The following is a 20,525-nucleotide window of genomic DNA, read 5'->3' on the forward strand; positions in this document are numbered from 1 at the left end:
CGCCGGCGGCGCACCATCCACCGGGCGCGTCCCGTTCAGGGTATGAAGGCGAAGACACCTGCCGGACCGCCCGATCCGGCGCGATAGATTGGCCCTCCGGCGAGCACCCACGCCCCGGTCGCAGGCAGCGCCGCCAGATTCGCCAGACATTCCAGGCTGATGCGATGCTCCCGATACAGCAGCCGCGACACCGCATAGCTGTGGTCCACACCCCGATCCGGCCCGAAGGTGTCGATCCCGAGCGCTCCCCGCCGCCCGAGCCGCCCGCTGTCCAGCAGCCACCGCACCGCCTCCGGCGCGAAACCCGGCTGGTGCCCCGCGCATTCGCCCACCCCGGCGAATTCGGGACCACCCCACTTGGCATCCCAACCCGTCCACGCGACGACCGCGGCCCCGTCGGGAATCCGCCCGTGCACCCGCTCCCACTCCCGCAGATCGGCCACGGAAATCGCATAATCCCGGTCGGTGGCACACTGCTCCCGCACATCCACCTTCACCGCTGGCAACAGCAGATCCTCCGGTTCCAGCTCATCGGCCGCCAACCCCTCGGGGTCGAAATGGATCGGCGCGCCCCAGTGCGTCCCGGTGTGCTCACCCTGCCGCAGGTAGCGCAGGTAGTAGCCGTCCCGCTCGACGGTGGCCACGGTCTCGAGTTCGAAGGCGGGGTCGCCGGGGTACAGGGGGGTGCGGGCCGGATCGTGCACATGCGACAGGCTCACGATCCGGGCGATCGGCGGGTTCATCGTGTCGCGCGCGCGGTCGCGCGGATCAATGCGCGCAGATCGGCCTCCAGCAGACGAAACAGCCAGTACGTCAGCACGAATGCCAGCATGCCACCCACGCTCAGCATTCGCACCGGCCCGATCACCAACGCCAGCTGGCCGTCGGGCACGAAGGTCGCGCTGGCCACCGCCAGCAGCGGTACCGACGCCGCCGCGGCCAGATAGAAATTGCCGCGCCGGGCCAGCCGCCGCAGCTGCCGCCCGTCCTCGGGACCGACCGGACCGGCCACCAGCAGCCGAGGGTAGATCGAACGCACGACGTACACGGTGACGAGGAAGAACGGATACGCCAGCGCGATCGCGGCGCACACCACCTGAGCGGTGTAGAACTGCACGAAGTTGCGCGACGGCAGCACCACCCCGGTGCTCATGAGCGCGATCGGCCAGGCGATTCCGGCCAGTAGCCACATGCCGAACGGTACCCACACCAGCCGATCCCCGATCGACAGCGTCTGCGCCCGCACCCGGGGCAGATCCGTTGCCGGACAGCCGAGCCCGCGGTCGAGCCGCAGCGCCGCGAGCAGCGGCCGACGGCACAGCACGAGCATCAGCAGTGCCGCCAGCGGAAAGGCGATGGCGTTGTTGAACACCGCGATGGTCTGGAATCGCTGCTGATCCGCCGCCGACAGCCGGTCCACGATCAGGGTTTGATTGAGCCGGATGTTGTAGAGGCTCGCGAACAGATTCGGCACGCCGACGCAGACCGCCGCGATCGGCAGCGCCCACCGCCGCGCCCGGTAGCGCAGACTGTCCGGCGGTGGATCGACCAGATCGCGGGCCCGCGGATCCAGACACAGCTCCAGCTGCCCGGCGAGTTCGGCGCCGGAACGCCAGCGCCGCACCGGCTCCGGATGCAGACAGTCCAACAGCACGCGGCGCAGCGTGGCGGGCGTCTCGGCGGGCAGTTCCCGCAGCGCACGCGGATCGACACCGGCTCCGCGATCGCGCAGCAGGGTGGTCAGGGGTTCCGGATCGTCGGGGGGTGGATCGGCGAACGGCCGTGTGCCGGTCAGCAGTTCCCACAGCAGCACGCCGAGAGCGAAGATGTCGGCGCGAGTGTCCGGCGGCGGGGCGGTCGGATCGATCAGCGCGGCCAGATGTTCGGGGGCCTGATACCGAACCGCGTCCGGATCGGCGGCGGGCGGTACGGCACAGGCGAAATCGGCCAGTTTCGGCACGCCCTCCGCGGTGAACAGCACATTCGCCGGTTGCACGGCCCCATGCGAAATCCCCTGGCGATCCGCGTAATCCAGGGCCGCGGCCAGGCGGCGGCCGATCCACGCCACGGTCTCCGGCCACGACAGCGCCGAGATCGCGTCGCGCACGGTGGAATCGGTCGGGCGGATCTCCCCCCGCGCTTCCATTGCCCGATCCACCGAGCGCAACAACAGTTCCCCGCCGCCCGGCGCCGCCGCGCGGACCAGCCGCAGCAGATCGGCGCCCGAGCCGCCCGGTAGATACTGCATGTACTGCAGGCGCAGGGTCGCCCCCGACGCATCGGTCACCAGCCGCTGATCGAAGACCCGCACGATGTACTGGTGGTCGAGCTGGGCGACCCGGCGCGGATCGTGCTCATCGCCCGCCTCCACCCGCACCGCGACCAGCCGCTGCATCGAGAGCTGCCGGGCCAGAAAGACCTTCGCGTGCGCGCGGCCGCCCAGTTCGGTGAGCAGATCGAAATCGTCGAGCCGGGAACCGATCTCGATGCCCGCGGGCAAGTCGGGCCGGGCGCCCTCGGCGGCGGCGAATCGGCGGCGCAGTTCGTCGGCCTGCGCCGGATACTCGGCGCAGAACTCCTCCAGTCCGATCGCCTCCCTACGGCGGCGCAGTCCGTACTCCTCGCACACCAGCTCCACGAACGGCGCGGTGTCGACCAGATCCGGAAACTCACTGCCGTACTCCGACATGCGTCGCCCCGCACCCCGCCGCCAGCGCTGGCGCTGATCGATGCGGACCAGTTCGGCCAGCACCGCCAGCCGGACCGCGCTGCCATCGGGCAGATAGCGGGCCAGGGGCGGCGGATCGAAACCGGGCGCGCGCAGCGTGGCCTGCCAATCGGCGGCGAATCGCGCCGCCGTCGCCGCCGGAACCGTGTTCACGGCCTCATCTTTCCGCCCGCGGCGACGAGTCCGCGCCCCGCCCCAGCGCGGCCGGGTCGACCACCCGCTCCAGCGCGCGCAGATCCGCCTCGAGCGCGCGGAACAGCACATAGGCGATCAGAAAGGCGATGATCGCGCCCACGCACAGCACCCGCACGGCCACGATCACACTCGGAATGTCCGCGGGCGGCAGGAAGGTCACCCCCGCCACGGCCAGCAGTGGCACCGATGCCGTCACCGCCAGATATCCGGTGCATCTGCGGTCCAGCCGCCGCAGCCGAACCGCGTCGACGGCGCCGATCTCACCCTGCCGCAGGAAGATCGGATAGATGCTGCGCACCATGAAGAACGTCACCAGGAAGAACGGATAGGCGACCGCCATCGCGCCGCAGATCAGCAGCGACCACAGGAAATGCACCAGCACCCGCGGCGTCACCTCGCCGGTGGCCAGCTGCATGGCCACCGGGAAGGTCACCGCGGACAGCGCCCATAGCGAGAACACCACCAGCACGGTGCGATCGCCCATCCGCAACGCGGCGTCGCGCGCCCGGGCGATCGTGGCCGAATCGTAGGTACGTCCCTTGCGCAGTCCCGTCGGCACCGTGATCAGGCATCGCGACAGGTACACCAGCGCCGCGATACCGACCGGAAAGAAGATCGCGTTCACCGCCGTCGTCACCGTCATGAACGTGTCCTGGGCCGGGACGCTGAGCCGGTCGATGATCAGCATCCGGTTGTGCTCGATGTTGTACAGCGAGGCGATGACATTCGGCAGCCCGATCGCCAGCGCCAGCACCGGCACCCGCCACGGCCGCAACCGCAGTCGCCAGCTGTGCGGCGGCGGATCGACCAGATCGCGGGCCCGCTCGTCCAGGCACAGCTCCAGTTGCTGCGCCAGCTCCGTCCCGTCGGCCCAGCGCCTGTCGCGATCGGATTCCAGGCAGGCCAGCAGGACCCGGCGCAGCGCCGCCGGGCAATCGGGCGGAATGCGGCGCAGCGCCTCCGGATCCACCCCGGCGTGGCGTTGCGCCAGCATCTGTTTCAGGGTGCTGATATCGCCGTGCTCACTGGCCGTCGTATCGTCGAAAGGCTTCGCGCCCGTGAGCAATTCCCACAGCACCACACCCAGCGAATAGATATCCGAGCGAGTGTCCAGATCATCCGGTGAACGCTGATAGCCCGGATGGCAGGCCTCGAGCTGTTCGGGGGACATATACGACAGCGAGCCGCCGAAATAGGCGACCGGGCTGGTGCCCTCGAGATTGCGACTGAAGCTGATGTTGAAATCGGCCAGTTTCGGGACGGCCTCGGCGGTGAGCAGAACGTTGGCGGGTTTGATGTCGCGGTGCAGCACACCCTGGGCATCGGCGTAGGCCAGTGCCTCGGCCAGGCGGCGGCCGAGCCAGGCCACCGTCTCCGGCCAGGACAGTGTCGCGAGTTCGGCGCGGACGCTGGAATCGGTGGGGCGGATCTCGCCCTTCTCCTCCATCGCGGCGTCGACGGCATCGAGCAGCAACTGCCCGCTGCGCTGCGCCGCGGGGGTGGCGCGCACCCAGCGCAGCACGCCGAGCAGCGTGCCGCCGGGCAGGAACTGCATGTACAGCAGCCGAAGTCGGCGCGATGCCGAGTTGCCGCGAGGATCGTCGAGCAGCCGCTGATCGAAGACGCGCACGATGTAGTCGTGGTCGAGCTGGGCCAGCGTCTGTGGTTCGGTACCGCGATCGGCGGAGATCTTCACCGCGACCAGACGCTGCAGCGCGCGCTGGCGGGCCAGGAAGACCCGGGCGAAGGCCCCGCTGCCGAGTCCGGTCAGCAGATCGAAATCGTCGATGCGCTGGCCGACTTGGATATCGTCCAGGCCCTCGGTGTCGACGGATTCGGCCAGTCCCGTGGTGGTGCGGGTGGCGTCGCCGGTCCAGATCGAGGTCGCGGGTGCGACGGTCGCGGTGAGTTCGGGGGCGGTGAGATCGGCGGCGGCGCGCCGGGTGCTCTGCTCCTCGTCGTCGGCATTGAGCATTTCGCGCAATTGCGTCGCCTGCGCGGGGAATTCCCGCAGACACTCGCGCGGATCGACCCGTTCGCCACTGTGCCGCCGGATCACGAACTCCTCGTAGACCAGACCGGCCGGAATTCGATCGGGGGTCAACTCCGGGAATTCCGAACAATATTCGAGCAACCGTTTACGCACAGGTCCGCCCTGCCCGCCCGCTCGACGCAGCCAGCGGTGCCGTAGATCGATCCGAATGAGCTCGACCAGCGCACCCCGCCGCAGGGTATCGGCATCGGGGAGGTAGTCGACGATCTCCGGTGGACGGTCGGCGGACTCCCACGCGGCGGCGAACGCGGCCACCGCGCCGAATTCGATTCCGGCCGTTGGCCGCCCGAACCCGTTGCCGGTGTCGAAACTGTAGCTCATAACGCACCTAACGATTCCGGGCATCGCCCGGATCATCGAGGACCGAACGGTCGGATCACCGGAGGATCCGATGATCCGGATCCGTACTGGTCGGCCGCGGGTCCGACGGATAGAATCCGCCACACCCGAGATCATCATTCCCGAGCACTGCCGGAAATGATAATTTGCGCGTCGATACCGAAACACCCATTTCGAACACGACGCGACGGGGGCACGAGTATGCAGAACGAGGGCACCGCGCTAGCGGATGCGATATCGACCACCGCCACTCCAGCCGCGCAGGAGGTGCCGATGGGCCCGCAGGATTCGGCGGCGCCGCCGACCGCCACCGCGATCGCGGCCGCCGTGCGGGACGGTACGACCCGGCCCGAGGAGATCCTCGACGCGGCCCTGGAGCGCATCCGCGTCGGCAATCCGAAGGTCAACGCCTTCTGCGCGGTCCGCACCGAGGCCGCCCGCGCGGAGGCGAAGGCGCTGGCCGATCGGCCCGATCTGGAGGCGCTGCCGCTGGCGGGCGTGCCGATCGCGGTGAAGAGCAATATCGATGTGGCGGGCGAGGTGAGCCGCGGCGGATCGCGGGCGGGCGACGAACGCCCCGCCGAATCCGATCATCCGGTGGTCCGCCGCCTGCGCGCGGCGGGGGCGATCGTCGTCGGACTGACCGAGATGCCCGAATTCGGCCTGTGGGGCGTCACCGATACGCCCGAGCGAATCACGCGCTCTCCCTGGAACATTCGCTACAGCGCGGGCGGTTCGTCGGGCGGTTCGGGTGCGGCGGTCGGCGCGGGACTGGTACCCGTCGCGCACGGCAACGACGGCCTGGGCTCGGTCCGGATTCCGGCGGCCTGCTGCGGCGTCTTCGGCATCAAGCCCGGCCGCGGCGTGGTACCCGCGCGGATCGGCGTGGACTCCTGGGGCGGGATGACCGAGAACGGCGTGCTCGCCACGACCGTCGCCGATGCCGCACTGGTGCTGTCGGTACTGGCCGACCGCCCGGCACTGGCCGATCTCGAACCGCCGGCGCAGCTGCGTATCGGACTCGCCTTTGCCGCGCCCTCGCCGCTGCTGACGGTCGACAAGCAGTGGGCGGGCGCGGCCCGAACGGCCGCCCGGCTGGCCACGGCGGCCGGACATACCGTGACCTCCGCGACGCTGCCCTATGCGGGCGGCACCACCGCCGTGGCGCTGCGCTGGCTGGCCAATGCCGCGCGCGAGGCGGCCGAGATCGCGCATCCGGAACGACTACAGCGGCGCACCCGTACCCATGTGGCCCTCGGCCGTGCGGTGCTGCGCGCCGGACTGGTCCGGCCCGGGCAGGTCGATCGGATCGAGGCCCGGCTGCTGGACTTCTTCGAACAGCACGATGTCGTCATCACCCCCACCCTGGCCGGTCCCCCGCCGCTCGCCAAGGCCTGGCATGCGCGCGGCTGGCTGCCGAACATCCTTGCCAGCGCGCGGTATTCGCCGTTCACCCCGCTGTGGAATCTGGTCGGCTGGCCCGCGGTGAGCGTGCCGATGGGTCTGCACCCGCGCACCGGCACCCCGCTGGCCGCCCAGTTGGCCGGGCCGCCCGGTAGCGAGTCGACGCTACTGCGGCTGGCGGCTCAGCTGGAGGCCGCGCACCCGTGGCGGCGCACCGCCCCGTAACCGCGGGATCGGTGCGAATCAGTCCTTCGCGGAGCCGAATCCGCCGGCCATCACCCGGTTGGCGAAATCGAGGATGGTGGGGCGGTCGTCGTCCGCGCGCCAGGCCACGGCCAGTTCGCACGGGGCCAGGCCGCTCACCTCGCGGGCGGTCAGGCCCGGCCAGCGATACATCGGAACATTGCTCTCGGCCAGCAGGCAGACGCCCAGGCCGAGGCTGACGGCCTCGAGCCGCTCCTCGGCGGTCGCGGCCTCGCCGCCGATCTTGGCCTGGCGGCCGCCGCGGCCGTCGTTACCGAGCCAGAAGTCGCGCGCCGCACCGGCTTCCGACGGCATGGCGACGAACGGCTCGTCGAGCAGATCGGCGAAGTCGATGGTCTCGCGCTCGGCCAGCGCGTGGTTCTCCGGTAGTAACACCCAGCGCGGTTCGGTGCATAGCACCTGCCAGCGGTAGCGCCCGGCGTCCGGCACCGGCAGCCACATCAGGGCCAAATCGGCCTGCCGCCCGGCCAGTCCGCTGGACGGGTCGGTCCACGACGCCGAGTGCAGGGCCAGCCGATGCCCGCTCGCGCTCTCCAGATCGGCGATCAGGCCGCGGCCGATCGAGCTCTGGATGCCCACGCGCAGCACCTCACCGGCCTCCTGCAGGGCGACGTTGGTCACCTCCCACAGCTCCAGGATCTTGCGGGCGCCCTCGAGCAGCTCCTTGCCCGCCACCGTGAGCGCGACGCTGCGCTGGTTCCGGTCGAACAGCACGACGTCGAGCTGGCGTTCGAGCTGGCGGATCTGCCGCGACAGCGTCGGTTGAGCGATGTGCAGCCGCTGAGCGGCGTTGGTGAAGTGCAGTTCCTCAGCGACGGCGACGAAGTACCGCAAGTCGCGCAAATGCGGATCCATAGCCCCTTGCTATCAGAATCGGTCTTGGAAATCCAGCCGTATCAGACCTCTGAGTCGGGATAGAGGCACAGAAACAGCCGTCAGGTTTGTTAATCACAGCATAGGCCCTCTGCATAACCGCCGCACACCGGCCTCGGCGAATCTCCGGCCAACCAGGGAAGGCCAGGTGGGGACCGGTAATAAGACCGGCTGATCAGCAGTAACGCGCGCCACGCTCGGAGTCGGCGGGCAGCGCAGCGAGGTGTAACCGGATTCGTCCACGGGGCCAGCAACACCCGTCCGAACCAGGCATGCAGGGCACTCGGCCCCGGAGTGAAATTCCTCACACCACCGGCGTGGCGTGAATAGACACGCCGACCGGCTTAGGAGTTGCTATAGACCTTCGGATTCAGCGTGCCGATGTAAGGCAGATCGCGGTAGCGCTCGGCGTAGTCCAGGCCGTAACCGACGACGAACTCGTTGGGGATGTCGAAGCCCACGTGCGCGACATCGACATGGGTGCGCAACGCATCGGGCTTGCGCAGCAGCGTGACCACCTCGAGCGAGGCCGGGTTGCGGCTGGACAGGTTGCGCTTGAGCCACGACAGCGTCAGGCCGGAGTCGATGATGTCCTCGACGATGAGCACGTTGCGCCCGGCGATGTCCTTGTCGAGGTCCTTGAGGATGCGCACCACGCCCGAGGACGAGGTCGACGAGCCGTAGGACGAGACGGCCATGAACTCCATCTGGGTCGGAATGGGCAGGGCCTGAGCCAGATCCGCCATGAAGAAGATCGCGCCCTTGAGCACGGCCACCAGCAACAGGTCGCCCTCGGGCGCGTCGGCGGGGTAACGCTTGGCGATGAGTCCGGCGAGTTCGTCGACCTTCGCCTGGATCTGCTCCTCGGTGATCAGCACCGACGCGATGTCGTCCCCGTACACGTGCGCTGGTTTCCCTTCACTGGTCTCGTGTTGCCAGCGTCAGCCTGCCATGTTCGCGCGCGGCAACCAACCTCGTCCCGGGCTTCGCGCCACCGACGGCCACGCCGCCCTGCCCGTGCCAGTGGGTGACCAGCGCATCGACCGCGCGTAAATGCTTGTCGGTCAGCCCTTTTGCGCCACCCGCGACGAGCCAGGCGCGGATGGCCCGGCGGCGCAGCGCCGTCGGCGCAGTGGCGAGCGTCTCGATCGACAGCGTCACGCCATCGGTCGCGGCGACCAGCAACCTCTCGGCAAGCTCATCCAGGACGGCATTGTCGGCGCGCAACTGCTCGGCCGTGCGGGCCAGCGCGGGCGCGACCCCACCGCCGAGCACCTCCTCCAGCAGCGGCAGCACCTGCGCGCGCAGCCGCACCCGGGTGAACTCCGGGGCGCTGTTGTGCGGATCCTCGTGCGGTCGCAGGCCCAGATCGGCGCACAGCCGCCGGGTGTCGGCCCGACGCACGCCCAGCAGCGGCCGCCCCCACGGATCGGCGAAGGGGGCCATGCCCTGGATCGAGCGCGCTCCGGAGCCGCGGGCCAGGCCGAGCAGCACCGTCTCGGCCTGATCGTCGAGGGTGTGGCCGAGCAGCACCGGCAGGCCGTCGCGCGCGGCGGCCAGGGCGTCGTAGCGGGCGCGCCGGGCCGCGGCCTCCAGGCCACCGGTCCCACCCACCCGGACCCGCAGCACACGGGCGGATCGACAGCCCAGTCCGAGCGCGACCTCGGCCGCCGCGGCGGCGACCCGATCCGATCCGGATTGCAGACCGTGATCGACGATCAGGGCGTCCACCGCATCGGCCGCGTTGACCGCGGCCGCGGTCAAGGCGAGTGAGTCCGCGCCACCGGACAGGGCGACGGCCACCACGCCGGTCGGTGCGAACTCCGCGAGCCAGGTGCGCACCGCGCGCCGCAGGACCAGCGCCGCGGGCGTCTCCGGCAGCGGCCGAGCGGTCATCTCAGCCCAGCACCCGCGCGATCCAGCGCTGCGGATCGCCGATCTCATCGGTGCGCGGCAGCGTCCGCGGCTCGGACCAGACGGTGTTGAAGCGGGTCATGCCCACCGTGGTGACCACCTCGTCGACGAAGGCCTTACCGCGCACGTACTGCGCCACCTTCGCGTCCACCCCCAGCAGCGCGCGCAGCAGCCGCTGCACCGGATTCACCGGACGGTGGCGACGCTGATCGAACGCCTGGCGGATCTGCGCGACCGTCGGTACCACCGCGGGACCCACGGCATCCATCACATGATCGGCATGGCCCTCGAGCAGCGTGCCGAGCATCAGCAACCGGTCCAGCGCCTCGCGCTGCGGCGGGGCCTGGGTGGCCCGCAGCAGGCCGAGCACGCCGGTGTCGGCCGGATCGTCGGTGCGCGGCCGGTTGCGGCGCTCGCGCACCTCGTCGAGCAGCCGCTGCAGCATGTCGGTGAGCGGTTCCTCCCCGACGTCACCGAGCACGCCCACGTTCTCGCGCATATAGTCCGCCAGCCAGGGCGCGGAGGAGAACTGCACGCGATGGGTCACCTCGTGCAGGCAGACCCAGAGCCGAAAGTCGCTGGGCGATACGCCCAGTGCACGCTCCACCGCCACGATATTGGGCGCGACCAGCAGCAGCGTGCCGTCGCGCCCGCTGAACGGGTCGTACTGACCCAGGATCGCGGTGGCCAGGAAGGCCAGCATGGCACCGGCCTGCACCCCGGCGGGCTTACCCGCGAAGCGGCCGCGGTCGGCGCCGGGTTCGCCGGTGAGCTGGGCCATCGAATCGGCCGCGGCCCGGATCCAGCCGGGCCGGTCCACGATCCGCGCGGCCGGGACCGCGCCGTCGTCGAGCAGCATGCTGACCTCACGCACCGGGCCCTCGGCCCGCGCGGAGGCCGCCGCCAATTCCGACACCACCTGCTCGGCCGAATACCGCGAGGTGCGCGGGCCCGGAGGCACCAGCACGCTCGCCGTGCGAGCGGCCATATTCCAGTCCACCGCCCCGGCCAGGGCCGACCGTTTCGGCTTGCGGACCAATTGGCCGGTGGCGACGTCGACCACCACCTGTTCGGATCGCTGGGTTCGGCTGTCGGCCGCCTCGTCACCGGGTCCGCTCATGTTCATCCACCCGTCATCGGCATCCACAATTGCGCAGCGTGGCAGCGATGACATCCAACGCCGGGCGGCTCGCCTCGGGCGGGCGATCGTTCGACATCAGTGCGAAGGTCAGGACGCGGCCATCGCTGTCCAGCACATACCCTGCCAACGCACTCGATACCGACAGAGTTCCGGTCTTGGCCCGCACCCAGCCCGCGCCGGAGCGGGCGAACGGGGAGACGAACCGCTCGGCCAGCGAGCCGGAGCCGCCCGCGACCGGCAGATAGTCCAGCAGCGGGGCCAGCGGGGAACCCAGGTCGGCCGATCCACCGGAGTTGACGGCCGAGGTGAGGGTCCCGCCCGCCCGATCGCCCGCATCCGGCTGCGGCGCCGCGGCCACGGCCAGGACGCGATCTAGCAGCCGGGCCGGGATGCGGTCGTCGGTGGACAGACCGCTGTTGTCGAGCAGGGTCAGACCGGTGGTGTCGAATCCGGCGGCGTCGAGAGCGGTCTTGGTGGCGGCGGCCGCTCCGGCGAAGGACTGCTCGGCGCCGGTCGCCGCCGCGATCTCCCGACCGATCGTCTCGGCAAGCACGTCGTCGGAGTGAACCATCATGTCGCGCAGGCGGTCCCGCAGCGGGGCCGACTGCACCCGGGCGATCTCGGTCGCCCCGGCGGGCGCTCGGCCCGCGCGCACCCGGGCCGGGTCCAGGCCCAGTTCCGCCGCGAGCCGCCGCCCGGCGTCGAGGGCGGGAGTCGGTGTGCGCGAGGAGTATTCGACCAGCGGATCGAGTCGGCCGCCGTCGATCATGACCGATTCGATCGGCGCCCAGGAGCCGCCCGCGATATCGATCGGGTCCCAGCCCGCCGGCCAGGTCGGTCCCGGGTAGAGGGAGGTGTCGACGAGGATCGTGTCGATCCCGTGGCTCGCCGCGCGCACCTGCGCCGAGAGATCGGACAGCCGCGGGCCGTTCGGGTAGTAGCCCTTGCCGTCGGGCTGGGCGGTCAGGGTCGGATCGCCGCCGCCGACCAGGACCAGCTCGTTCGGATTCGCCCCGGTGACAACGCGAGTGGTGACCCGGCGGTCCGGCGGCAGCACCAGCAGCGCGGCGGCCGCGGTGAGCACCTTGGCCGTCGAGGCGGGGATCACCGGCTTGTCCGGATCGTCGCTCCACAGCACCTCGCCGGTCTCGGCATCGGTCACCGATCCGGAGAACGCGCCCAGATCCGGATTCGACACCACCGGCGCCAGCGCCGCCGCGAGCCCCTGACGGCTCGGCTCGGGGGCGTTCGGCGGGGCCGGGACGACCTGTGCGGCCGGCTCGATCGACGCGGGTGGCGCGGCGATCCGCAGGCCGCCGTGCCGGAATTCCTCGGTCCACGGTTTCACCGTGACCAAGACCACCGCGGCGGCGGCCAGCACCACGACCAGTCCGGCGCCCACCCCTATCCAGATGTGGCGACGCCGCCGTGCGGCCGGTTCACCGATGTTCCTGCTGCTTCGCCCAAGCACCTGACCGTTGTCTCCCTGATCACCGTGTGACGTCCCTGCCGCACCCACGCGCCCGCCGACCACACTATCCTCACCTGGCCGGCGTTCCCCCGAACGAGATGGCGAGTCGGCAGCCGCAACCGCACCAAAGAAGGAGATGACGTGGAGTTCGACGTCACCATCGAAATCCCCAAGGGTCAGCGCAACAAGTACGAGGTCGACCACGAGACCGGCCGGGTGCGGCTGGATCGCTACCTCTACACCCCGATGGTCTACCCCGCCGACTACGGCTACATCGAGAACAGCCTCGGCTCCGACGGCGACCCGCTGGATTGCCTGGTGCTGCTGCCGGAATCGGTCTACCCGGGTGTGATCGTCGAGGCCCGCCCGGTGGGCGTGCTGCTGATGAGCGACGAGGCGGGCGGCGACGAGAAGATCGTGGCGGTGCCCGCGGGCGACAAGCGCTGGAACCACATCCAGGACGTCTCCGATATCGGCGAATTCGACCGCAAGGCGATCGAGCACTTCTTCGAGCACTACAAGGATCTGGAGCCCGGCAAGTGGGTCAAGGTCGAGGGCTGGGACGGCAAGACCAAGGCCGAGGCGCTGGTCACCGAGGCCTTCGAACGCCTGAAGGAGCAGGGCGGCCACTGAGCGCCGTCGAACGCTCGGCGGGAGATCCGGGTCGCGGAGCTCCCACCGAGCGCTCGGGTCGACGCGACCGATACTCGTACCGCCACCGCCGACCCCTCCGAACGACGCTGGCCACGCGGCCGGCCACCGAAACCCGACCGCCCGAATGTTCTTGTAACACGGCCGAATTCCGCCATCCACGCTAATCCCGCTCCACCGGATCGCGCATCCCGCCGGAATCGGCATCCGCGCAGGTCGACGCGGAAGATGAGGCGGAAATGACGGAAAAATGACCTTCCGGTCGTCCCGGCACGCTCTCTTCCTGCCGGGGCACGCTCTCTCCCCACCCCGGCACGCTCTCTCCCTACCCCGGCACGCTCTCTCCCTACCCCGGCACGCTCTCTCCCTACCCCGGCACGCTGTCTTCCTGCCCCGGCACGCTTTTCGCCGGGGCGGCCAGCACCGCGTCGAGATGCTCACGCAGCATCTCCACCACCGGCCCCCGGTCGTCGGCGTCCAGGGCGGCGCGCAGCAGTTCCTCCAGGGCGCGGATATGTTCCCGGGCGTTCGGCCCGTATTCGATCAATTCGGCCATGGCACAGGCCAGATCGGCGCTCAGCGCCAGCGCGACGCCGCCGAGCCGGGCGGCCTGGCGCAGCAGGGCGATCAGGTTGCGGCGTTCGGTATCGAGCCAGCGCTGGGCGTCGGCGCCGTCGCGGAACGAAAGGCCCGGCACCGCGGTGGGTTTCAGATGGTCCGGCAGGCGGGTGCCCGGCTTGCACGTGAGCACAACGTTCTTCATCGTGGCGAGGTAGAACTCCAGCAGGCGGGCGAGTGCGTCGCGGTCGTCGGCCGGGGCCGCCTCGCGGGCGAACAGGCGCAGCAGGTCGTGACAGCGGTAGCGGCCGATGGCGGTGGCGTCGAGCAGGCTGAGATCGACCAGTGCCTCGCACAGCAATTCGGCCTCGGCGTGGCCGGATTCGAGCATCGCCGCGATGCCCGCCAGCGGCAGATCCGCCACCTCGGCGACCGCCAGCAGCCGGAATGCCTCGGCCTGCCGGGGCTCGAGCTGGTCGTAGCCGAGGCGGAAGACCGCCGCCACGGTCAGCTCGCCGGTGCGCAGCAGCCCCAGCCGCTGCCGCTCGTCGGCCAGCCGCTCCGCGATCGCCGCGATGCTCCAGCGCGGCCGCGACGCCAGCCGCGAACCGACGATCCGCACCGCCAGCGGCAACCGCCCGCACGCCTGCACCACCGCCGCCGCGGCTTCCGGTTCGGCCGCGACCCGCTCCGCGCCGATGACGCGGGTCAGCAGCGTCAGCGCCTCCCCGGAATCCATCTCGTTCAGCCGCACCGCGAGCACGCCCGCCAGCCGCGGCAGCGCGGCCCGGCTGCTGATCAGCACCGCCGATCCGGGCGTCGCCGGAATCAACGGCAGCACCTGCTCCTCGTCGCGGGCGTTGTCCAGCACCACGAGCACCCGCCGCCCGTCCAGGCGGGCCCGGAACTGCGCGGCCCGCTGCCCCGCGCTCGGCGCGATCTCCCCCTCCGGCACCCCGAGCGCGCGCAGAAAACCCCCGAGCACATCCCCCGCACTCCCACCCGTCCGCTCGACCCCATGCAAATCCACATGCAACTGCCCGTCGGGAAACCAATGCCGCACCCGATGCGCCACATGCACCGCCAACGTGCTCTTCCCCACCCCACCCATCCCCGTGATCGCACACACCGGCACCCCCACCCCCACCTCCCCCAACCGCTCCACCAGCCGCCGCACGAACTCCCCCCGCCCCGTGAAATCCGCGATATCGGCAGGCAATTGCCCCGGCGGCAACACCACCCCCACCCGCCCCCGTGGCACAAGCTCCGCCGCCCACCCCGCCAGTCCCCCTGTCCCCGAACCCCTTTCCCCACCCAACTCACCCGCGCCACCACGTTCGCCGACACGCGAACCCCTGCGAGCCGCCCCCGCGCCCTCGACACCGAACCCCCCGCCCGCGGCAACCCCGAAACCCACCGCCTCGGCACGCCCCAAACCCAACTCCCCAGCACACCCCAAACCCAACTCCCCGGCGCGCCCCAAACCCATCTCCCCGGCACGCTTTTCGCCGGGGACATCGACCCCCAACTCCCCCCGAAGAATCAGCCCATGCAACTCCGTCAACCGCTCCCCCGGCTCGATTCCCAAGCGATCCACCAGGATTCGCCGAGCCCGGCCGAACTCCTCCAATGCCTCGGCCTGTCGTCCCGCGTGATGGAGGGCAACCATGAGCAACTCGCGAGAACGCTCGCGCAGCGGATGCTCGGCTACCAGCGGACGTAGTTCGGCGATCACCTCCCCGGGGCGGCCCAGCCGCAGATCGGCCGCGAGACGCTGTTCCAGCAGGCTCAGGCGCAGCTCCGAGAGCTGGGCGCGCATCCGCTCGGCATGGGGGCCGGGCAGGCCCGCCAGCGGCGTGCCCTCCCACAGCGCCAGGGCGGAACGTAAACGCTCCCGGGCCGATTCCAGATCGACGGCCCGCTCCGCCTCGGCCGCATAGCGTTCCACCACCTCGACATCCACCGAACCGGGCGGCACCCGCAGCGCATAACCGCCGGCGAAGCCGACCAGCACCACCGCGGGCGTCCCCGCCGCCCGCTCGGGTTCCAGCACGCGCCGCAATTGCAGGACGTGATTGCGAATGGCGCCGACCGCGCTGGCGGTGGCCCGCTCACCCCACACATCGGCGATCAGCTCCGGCACCGTGGCCGAGCGACCGCGGCGCAACAGAAGCGCGGCGAGCACGGCCCGGCGCTGCTTCGGGCCGAGCTCGAGCGCTTGTTCACCGTGCCACGCACGAACCTGTCCGAGCACGGCAAACTTCAGCATCTATCCTTGTCCGAAACGCGAAGATTCTGGTCCGAAGACGCTAACCGATGCGCCGGACCTTCACATACCGGACGGTCGTGTTAGGACTATTGCCCCTTGAACTCCGGCGCCCGCTTCTCGAACACCGCCTGAATCGCCTCGGTCAGATCCTCCGAGGGCAGGAAGGCCGCATTCCACGTCGAGACGTACCGCAGCCCGTCCGCGATCCGACCGGCCTTGGGCTGATCCAGCACGTCCTTGACGCCCTGCACCACCAGCGGCGGATTGGCCGCGATATCGCGGGCCAACGCGTCCGCCGCGGCCAGCACCGCCTCCTGATCGTCGTACACGTCGTTGACCAGACCGATCTTCTCCGCCCGCGCGGCATCGATGTCCTTGCCGGTATAGGCCAGCTCGCGCAGATGCCCCTCGCCGATGATGCCCGGCAGCCGGTGCAGCGATCCGATATCGGCCACGATCGCCACCTTCGCCTCACGCAAGCTGAACTTGGCATCCGCGCTGGCCAAGCGGATGTCGGCGGCCGCGATCAGGTCCAGGCCGCCCCCGATGCACCAGCCCGAAACCGCCGCGATCACCGGCTTGCGGCAGTCGGCGACCGCGGTCACCGCCGCCTGCATGCGCCGGATCTCGTCCAGGAAGCCGGTCCGCGGCCCGGCCAGTGCCTTGTCGGCCAGCAGCGGCCCGAACAGCGGGCTCATCGCGGGCAGGTCCAGCCCGAAGGAGAAATGTTTGCCCGCACCGGTCAGCACGACCGCGCGCACCTCGGGATCGGCGTCCAGCTCGCCGAAGATCAGCGGCAACTCACGCCAGAAATCCGGGCCCATGGCATTGCCCTTGCCGGGGCCGGTCAGCGTAACCCTGGCGACGTGGTCGCCGCTTTCGACTGTGAAAGCCTTCCATTCGGTCATTCGCCCAGCGTAGCGATACCGTCAGGAAACCCGGTCGGCCGTGTAAACGCTGCGCTAAATATCCAGCCCAGCCCGCTTTTCGCGACGAAACGGACGGATCATTCAAGGGTCAGCCATCCTGCCGCGACCGGTTCCGGAGGCCACCCATGTTGATGCACCAGGGCCTGGGCCTGGATCGTTTCAATTCGCTGCCCCGCGGCCGCGCCGTACACGCGCTCTACGAATGCTGCTGCGCGGTGACCTGGGCGGAGAAGATCGCCGACGGCCGCCCCTATCCCACCCGCGAGGCGCTGTTCGCCGCCGTCGACGCGGAGCTGCGGGCGCTGTCCCCGGCCGATCTGGAGCGGGTTTTCGATTCGTTTGTGCACGACCATGTTTCGGCCCGGACGGTGCCGGAACTGGCCCGCGTCATGCACGATCACATCGATCGGATGCTCGGCCCGGCCGAGGGCTACCCCGAATACTGAATTCGCCCGACAGTAGCCCGAATTCGCCTCTACCCTGGGTGGCATGCGCAGGTCGTTGCCCCCGGTCGCGTCCCGGGTCTCGGACACGCTCATCGCGCGCGGACACCACGGCGTGATCGTCACCCAGGCCGAGCCCACCCACACCGCCGAACAGGCCGCGCAGGCCCTGGGCGTCGAGGTCGGTGCGATCACCAAATCGCTGGTGTTCCTGCTCGACGACGATCCGGTGCTGCTGCTGGTCTCCGGCGCCCATCAGGTCGATGTCGAACGCACCGGCGAGCGGCTCGAGGGCACGCTGACCCGGGCGCCCGCGGCGCTGGTGCGCGAGGTCACCGGACAGCCGATCGGCGGCGTCGCCCCGGTCGGACATCCCGCCAATCTGCCCACCTACGTGGACAACGCGCTGTCACGGCATCGCGAGCTCTGGGCCGCCGCTGGACACCCGAACACCGTATTCCGCACCTCGTTCACCGAGCTGGTCCGCATCACCGCGGGCCTGGCGATCGATGTGGATTGAGCACGGCTCGGAATATCGCCGGAGTGGGCGACGTAGGTTAGGGGTGTGAGCGAGCGAATCCGCGTGCCCGACGATCTCAGCGGCATCACCGCGTCGCAGTACCGCGCGGCCATGCGGCACTATCCGGCCGGGGTGACGATCGTCACGCTCAGCTCGGCCGGTCGGCCGGTCGGCTTCACCGCCACCTCGTTCGCTTCGCTGTCGCTGGAACCCCCGCTCATCTCGTTCAACATCGCGCACACCTCCTCCAGCATCGACGCCATGCTCGGCGCGGACTCGCTGGTCGTGCACTTCCTCGGCGAGCATCAACAGCATCTGGCCCAACGGTTTTCGCGCGCCGCCGAGGAGCGCTTCGCCGACCGCTCGCTGTGGACCACGCTCGACACCGGCGAGCCGGTGCTGCACGGCACGCCGATCTGGGTTCGTGCGACCGTGCACCAGCTGATCCCGATCGGCGACCACACCCTGGTCGTGGGTCTGGTCACCCGGGTGTACGACAACACCGACGACCAGCCGATCGCCGCGCCGCTGCTGTACTACAACGGCACCTATCACCGGCCCACCGGCCTGGACTGACTCAGGCCGCCGAGGCGACCGTCCCGATCCCCAGCGCCGCCAGGATGCCCGCGCTGAGCTGCTCGAGCCGATCGCGCACCCGCTGTCGGCGCAGCAACGCGGCCATATGCGAGGCGGCCATCGCCAGCAACACCATTTCGATTGCGGCCACCACGGATTCGATCGCGCCGAGGGCCAGGGTATTGGCGAAGTTCGCCTCGACGAGGAACTGCGGCAGCACCGCCAGATAGAACAATCCGACCTTCGGATTCAACAGCGTGGACAGCAATCCGGCGGTGAACGCCGACCGCAGCGTTACCGATCGCCGCGGCGCCCGTAGCTCCGCGGCGGCCGCCGCCCGATCCCGCCGCTGTTCGAGCAGCGTGCGAATCGCCAAGTATACCAGGTAGATTCCCCCGATCACCTTGATCACCCGATAGGCCGTCGCCGACTGCTCGAGCAGCGCCGCCACCCCCGCCGCGACCACGATCGCCCATCCGATCCCACCCACCGCCGACCCGACAGCCGACGCGATCGCCGGTCTTCGCCCCACGATCGAATACCGCAATACGAGAAACGAATCGGGCCCCGGCGTGAGCGACAACAGCACACACAACCCGATGAAACCGAGCAGCAGCGACAGGCTCATCGCCCTATGAAAGCCCGGCTCCCACCCACGAGCAACGGGTTATCACTTGACAAGATCAGCCCATTTCTGCCAATCTCTGGCTCAGGTCATGAGTGCCAGCGTCAAGCCCCGGCTTGCTGGCCGGCAACCCTCCTCCGCGGTGGGGTGCTCCGGGTGACGACCGGGCCGCAGCCCGACCGGGCGCGGCAAGCGCGGACTCCGATCACCGATCCTCCGGAGTCCCTGAGCCGAAGGGATTGTCCCGATGACCGCCGTTCTCGACCAGACCTGTGCCGCCCTCGCCCGCGTCTCCGGATGTGATCTGCGAGTTCCGTTGGTACAGGGCGGAACTCGCGTCTACGCCAACTTCGACTACGCCGCCAGCGCCCCGGCCCTGGCCCAGGTCACCGACCGCGTGACCGAACTGCTGCCCTACTACGCCAGCGTCCACCGCGGCGCCGGCTATGCCTCGCGCATCTCCACCGACTGCTACGAAGCCGCCCGCGACTCGGTGGCCCGCTTCCTGAACTGCGCCGACGACCAGGTCGTGGTGTTCACCCGCAACACCACCGATTCGCTCAACCTGCTCGCCGCCTGCGTGCCCGGCGACACCGTGGTGCTCGATATCGAACATCACGCCAACTTCCTGCCCTGGGCCCGGCACGGCCGCCGCGTGGTCCCCGCGGCCGATACCGTCGAGGAGACCATCCGCCGGGTGGTCGCCGAGCTCTGTGCGAAACCCGCTGCGCTGCTTGCCATCACGGGCGCCTCCAATGTCACAGGCGAGCTGCTGCCGCTCGAGCGCCTGGCCACCATCGCCCATCAGTGCGGCGCGCGCATCCTGGTCGACGCGGCCCAGCTGGCCCCGCACCGTCGCATCGACCTGCGCGCCACCGGCATCGACTACCTGGCCTTCTCCGGCCACAAGCTGTACGCCCCGTTCGGTGCGGGCGTTCTGGTCGGCCGCCGCGACTGGCTGGACACCGCCGAGCCATACCTGGCCGGCGGCGGCGCGGTACGGCAGGTCAGCGCGAACGACGCCGACTGGGCGCCCGCGCCGCAGCGGCACGAGGCGGGCTCCCCGAACGTCCTCGGCGTCGCGGCCCTCGCCGCCGCCTGCGACACCCTGGCCGCACTGGACGAGCCGACCGTCGTCGCCCACGAGCGCACCCTCGCCGAGCGACTGCGCGACGGCCTGAAAGCCATTGCGGGCGTGCGATTCCTGCGCATCTGGTCGGACAGCGCCGACAGCGTCGGCATCGTCGCCTTCACCCTGGACGGCTTCGAACCGGGCCGTGTCGCGGCCTATCTGTCCGCCGAGCACGGCATCGGCGTGCGCGACGGCCGCTTCTGCGCCCACCCGCTGCTGGCCCGGCTCGGCGTCGACGGCGCGCTGCGCGCGAGCATCGGCCTGGGCACCTCGGCCGCCGACGTCGACCGCCTCGTCGAGGCCATCGCCACCCTCGTCGACCGCGGCCCGGCCTGGAACTACGCCTGCACCGACGGCCAGTGGAACCCGACCCCGGAGACCCGGCCCCGCCTCACCGCCGAAGCCGCCGCGGGAGCGGCTGCCTGCACCTTCTGATCGCG

The 20,525-nt window shown here is 70.2% G+C and carries 17 protein-coding genes and 1 riboswitch; of the genes, 6 read left to right on the forward strand and 11 right to left on the reverse strand.

All coding sequences use genetic code 11. From position 1 onward, the window contains the following. Nucleotides 1–35: 35 nt before the first annotated feature. From NDR87_RS05980 to NDR87_RS05990, 3 genes are read right to left on the reverse strand one after another with little or no spacing between them, the layout of a single operon-like run. Nucleotides 36–743 (reverse strand): cyclase family protein, encoded by a 708-nt coding sequence (locus NDR87_RS05980; protein ID WP_251909803.1) that lies wholly within the window; start codon nucleotides 741–743, stop codon nucleotides 36–38. After that, on the reverse strand, nucleotides 740–2,881 hold the full coding sequence (locus tag NDR87_RS05985; RefSeq protein ID WP_251909802.1) for a protein kinase: 2,142 nt from the start codon (nucleotides 2,879–2,881) through the stop codon (nucleotides 740–742). The genes NDR87_RS05980 and NDR87_RS05985 overlap by 4 nt, the downstream gene beginning before the upstream one ends. Before the next feature lie 4 nt (nucleotides 2,882–2,885). Next, nucleotides 2,886–5,297: a serine/threonine-protein kinase gene (locus NDR87_RS05990; protein WP_251909800.1), complete on the reverse strand. Its 2,412-nt coding sequence runs from the start codon at nucleotides 5,295–5,297 to the stop codon at nucleotides 2,886–2,888. A gap of 291 nt (nucleotides 5,298–5,588) precedes the next feature. Between NDR87_RS05990 and NDR87_RS05995 the strand changes: the two genes are divergently transcribed. Further along, entirely contained in the window at nucleotides 5,589–6,944 is a 1,356-nt protein-coding gene (locus NDR87_RS05995) for an amidase (protein ID WP_251909798.1), read from the forward strand. Between the two features lie 18 nt (nucleotides 6,945–6,962). On the opposite strand, the gene NDR87_RS06000 is transcribed toward NDR87_RS05995, so the two are convergent. From NDR87_RS06000 to NDR87_RS06020, 5 genes are all read right to left on the reverse strand, one after another. Next, nucleotides 6,963–7,838 (reverse strand): LysR family transcriptional regulator, encoded by an 876-nt coding sequence (locus NDR87_RS06000; protein WP_251909796.1) that lies wholly within the window; start codon nucleotides 7,836–7,838, stop codon nucleotides 6,963–6,965. Nucleotides 7,839–8,200: 362 nt separating this feature from the next. Next, nucleotides 8,201–8,758 carry a hypoxanthine phosphoribosyltransferase gene (hpt, locus tag NDR87_RS06005; RefSeq protein ID WP_251909794.1) on the reverse strand — a complete coding sequence of 186 codons (558 nt, stop codon included), beginning with the start codon at nucleotides 8,756–8,758 and terminating at the stop codon, nucleotides 8,201–8,203. Nucleotides 8,759–8,774: 16 nt separating this feature from the next. Further along, complete coding sequence (gene tilS, locus NDR87_RS06010; RefSeq protein ID WP_251909792.1) at nucleotides 8,775–9,752, reverse strand: tRNA lysidine(34) synthetase TilS; 978 nt, start codon at nucleotides 9,750–9,752, stop codon at nucleotides 8,775–8,777. A gap of 1 nt (nucleotide 9,753) precedes the next feature. Beyond that, a complete protein-coding gene (locus NDR87_RS06015; RefSeq protein WP_251910196.1) occupies nucleotides 9,754–10,758 on the reverse strand; it encodes a zinc-dependent metalloprotease in 1,005 nt (334 codons plus the stop codon). A 145-nt stretch (nucleotides 10,759–10,903) separates the two neighbouring features. Next, the gene (locus tag NDR87_RS06020; RefSeq protein ID WP_372494080.1) at nucleotides 10,904–12,382 is read right to left on the reverse strand and encodes a D-alanyl-D-alanine carboxypeptidase/D-alanyl-D-alanine-endopeptidase; all 1,479 of its coding nucleotides are present in this window, start codon (nucleotides 12,380–12,382) and stop codon (nucleotides 10,904–10,906) included. A 141-nt stretch (nucleotides 12,383–12,523) separates the two neighbouring features. Here NDR87_RS06020 and ppa point away from each other — a divergent pair, with 141 nt between their 5' ends. Further along, a complete protein-coding gene (gene ppa, locus NDR87_RS06025; protein ID WP_251909790.1) occupies nucleotides 12,524–13,015 on the forward strand; it encodes an inorganic diphosphatase in 492 nt (163 codons plus the stop codon). 385 nt (nucleotides 13,016–13,400) lie between these two features. Here the strand turns inward: ppa and NDR87_RS37185 are convergent, their stop codons facing one another. Both NDR87_RS37185 and NDR87_RS06045 read right to left on the reverse strand, forming a co-directional pair. Beyond that, nucleotides 13,401–15,860, reverse strand: a complete 2,460-nt coding sequence (locus tag NDR87_RS37185) for an AfsR/SARP family transcriptional regulator (protein ID WP_286013114.1) — start codon at nucleotides 15,858–15,860, stop codon at nucleotides 13,401–13,403. An 86-nt stretch (nucleotides 15,861–15,946) separates the two neighbouring features. Further along, nucleotides 15,947–16,768 carry a crotonase/enoyl-CoA hydratase family protein gene (locus NDR87_RS06045; RefSeq protein ID WP_251909788.1) on the reverse strand — a complete coding sequence of 274 codons (822 nt, stop codon included), beginning with the start codon at nucleotides 16,766–16,768 and terminating at the stop codon, nucleotides 15,947–15,949. A gap of 146 nt (nucleotides 16,769–16,914) precedes the next feature. Here NDR87_RS06045 and NDR87_RS06050 point away from each other — a divergent pair, with 146 nt between their 5' ends. The 3 genes from NDR87_RS06050 to NDR87_RS06060 all read left to right on the forward strand — a co-directional run bounded on the left by NDR87_RS06050 (nucleotide 16,915) and on the right by NDR87_RS06060 (nucleotide 18,328). Next, nucleotides 16,915–17,235 carry a 2-oxo-4-hydroxy-4-carboxy-5-ureidoimidazoline decarboxylase gene (locus tag NDR87_RS06050; protein WP_251909786.1) on the forward strand — a complete coding sequence of 107 codons (321 nt, stop codon included), beginning with the start codon at nucleotides 16,915–16,917 and terminating at the stop codon, nucleotides 17,233–17,235. A 43-nt stretch (nucleotides 17,236–17,278) separates the two neighbouring features. Next, complete coding sequence (locus tag NDR87_RS06055; RefSeq protein WP_251909785.1) at nucleotides 17,279–17,752, forward strand: YbaK/EbsC family protein; 474 nt, start codon at nucleotides 17,279–17,281, stop codon at nucleotides 17,750–17,752. A 111-nt stretch (nucleotides 17,753–17,863) separates the two neighbouring features. Next, nucleotides 17,864–18,328, forward strand: a complete 465-nt coding sequence (locus tag NDR87_RS06060) for a flavin reductase family protein (protein WP_251910193.1) — start codon at nucleotides 17,864–17,866, stop codon at nucleotides 18,326–18,328. Nucleotide 18,329: 1 nt separating this feature from the next. Here NDR87_RS06060 and NDR87_RS06065 read toward each other — a convergent pair whose 3' ends face one another. After that, nucleotides 18,330–18,956 (reverse strand): LysE family translocator, encoded by a 627-nt coding sequence (locus NDR87_RS06065; RefSeq protein ID WP_251909783.1) that lies wholly within the window; start codon nucleotides 18,954–18,956, stop codon nucleotides 18,330–18,332. An 84-nt stretch (nucleotides 18,957–19,040) separates the two neighbouring features. Next, nucleotides 19,041–19,154: riboswitch (SAM riboswitch) on the forward strand. 46 nt (nucleotides 19,155–19,200) lie between these two features. Between NDR87_RS06065 and NDR87_RS06070 the strand changes: the two genes are divergently transcribed. Further along, nucleotides 19,201–20,520: an aminotransferase class V-fold PLP-dependent enzyme gene (locus NDR87_RS06070; protein WP_251909781.1), complete on the forward strand. Its 1,320-nt coding sequence runs from the start codon at nucleotides 19,201–19,203 to the stop codon at nucleotides 20,518–20,520. Nucleotides 20,521–20,525 lie beyond the last annotated feature (5 nt).

The sequence above is a fragment of the Nocardia sp. CDC159 genome, assembly GCF_023740735.1.
In the GTDB taxonomy this organism is placed as follows: domain Bacteria; phylum Actinomycetota; class Actinomycetes; order Mycobacteriales; family Mycobacteriaceae; genus Nocardia; species Nocardia pulmonis.